1 protein-coding gene and 2 pseudogenes are annotated in these 1863 nt (G+C 47.4%); 2 read left to right on the top strand and 1 reads right to left on the bottom strand.

Annotated features, from left to right (window positions below):
- Both panB and panC read left to right on the top strand, forming a co-directional pair.
- Nucleotides 1-595: 3-methyl-2-oxobutanoate hydroxymethyltransferase (panB, locus tag KIV40_RS27735; RefSeq protein WP_285352411.1), on the top strand; the 595-nt coding region annotated here is incomplete at its 5' end.
- An 8-nt stretch (nt 596-603) separates the two neighbouring features.
- A pseudogene (gene panC, locus KIV40_RS27730) lies at nt 604-1418 on the top strand (pantoate--beta-alanine ligase).
- 135 nt (nt 1419-1553) lie between these two features.
- Here panC and KIV40_RS27725 read toward each other — a convergent pair.
- Nucleotides 1554-1777, bottom strand: a pseudogene (locus KIV40_RS27725) (ABC transporter permease); the annotation flags it as partial.
- Nucleotides 1778-1863: the final 86 nt, after the last annotated feature.

The raw sequence follows: 1863 nt of genomic DNA, 5'->3' as shown, positions 1-1863 counted from the left end.
CCACACTCGCTCAGTACGCGCAGGTAGCCCAAACTGCCTATTGATGGCGGATATGCCATTCATGAGCTACGCAACACCAGAACAGGCTTGTGAGAACGCAGCGACTCTTGTGAGAGCGGGCGCTAACATGGTTAAGATCGAGGGTGGCAGCTGGCTGGTTGATACAGTGAAAATGCTCACTGAGCGTGCTGTTCCAGTCTGTGCGCACTTAGGCCTAACACCTCAATCTGTGAACATCTTTGGTGGTTACAAGGTACAAGGTCGTGAAGACGAGCAAGCTGACAAAATGGTTGCTGACGCTCTAGCGCTACAAGAAGCTGGTGCGCAAATCGTTCTGCTTGAGTGTGTTCCAGCTTCATTGGCAAAACGTATTACTGAAGCCTGTGATGTTCCAGTGATTGGCATTGGTGCGGGCAATGTGACCGATGGTCAGATCCTAGTTATGCACGACATGTTTGGTATTTCTGCGAACTATATGCCTAAATTCTCTAAGAATTTCTTAGCAGAAACGGGCGATATGCGTAAAGCCGTGGCAAAATATAAAGAAGATGTTGAGAGCGCACGTTTCCCTGATGACGCTCACACAATCGCTTAGGAGTTAGTATGCAATCTTTCGCTGAAGTAGCTGCTCTTCGTGAGCAGATTAAGCAGTTTAAACGTGATGGACGCACTGTAGCTTTTGTACCAACCATGGGTAACCTTCATGAAGGCCACCTTACTCTGGTAAAAAAAGCACGTGAACTGGCTGATATTGTTGTTGTTAGCATCTTCGTTAACCCAATGCAATTTGACCGTGCAGACGATCTAAACAACTACCCTCGCACTCTAGAAGCTGACTTAAGTAAGCTTACAGGCGAAGGCGTGGAGTTGGTATTCACACCAACACCAGAGATCATGTACCCAGCAGGTCTGGATAAGCAGACTTTTGTTGAAGTACCTGGCATTTCTCATATGCTAGAAGGCGCTTCTCGCCCGGGTCACTTCCGTGGTGTAGCAACGATTGTCACTAAGCTATTCAATATCGTTCAACCTGACTTCGCTTGCTTCGGTGAAAAAGACTTCGTGAGATGGACGGCCTAGCGATGAGCTCTCGCAACGGTAACCTCACGATTGATGAGCGCCAGCGTGCACCGGTTCTAGCTCGCACTATGCGTTGGATCAGTAGCGCAATCCGCGGTGGCCGTGACGATTACGCCTCTGTGATTGAAGATGCAACCGATCAGCTTCGCGCAGCCGATCTACAGCCGGATGAGATCTTCATCTGTGATGCTCGCACTCTACAAGCCATCACCCCTGAATCGACTCAAGCTGTGATTCTGATGTCTGCATTCTTAGGTAAGACACGTCTTATCGACAACCAAGTTCTCGACTTGGTAACAGAGACCAAAGAAGAAGTAAAAGAAGAGACGGCTGAATAATCTCAGTATTCTCAATACTCTCTAGTGAAAGGCTGATACTTAAGTGTCAGCCTTTTTTACATCTAGACCAATCATTGGTTTCACATACAAAAAGGGCTGACACTAATGCCAGCCCTTGCTATTTATGCTCAACTCTTATGAGCGTAAGCCAATGCCTTTCGTCACTAGGTAGTGAGCAACGCCGTAAAGCACCACAATAAAGATACCTAGCACACCAAAAGAGGTCACGATACCCACATCAGACACGCCCAAGAAGCCGTATTCACCATATACACAATCGGGTTCAACTTAGATACACCTTGCCAGAAATCAGGTAGCAGACTGATTGAGTAGAACACCCCGCCAAGATAAGTCCGTGGATCATCAAACTGATCTCTGCCCCAGTTAATCTATGCTCTTGAGATGGCGAAGAAAATGCCTGATCAATTAAGGCTTCAACTTGCGC

The sequence above is a fragment of the Vibrio sp. D173a genome, from assembly GCF_030248475.1.
Note: the sequence above shows the minus strand (reverse complement) of the source record. Positions and strands in the feature narration are given on the sequence as shown.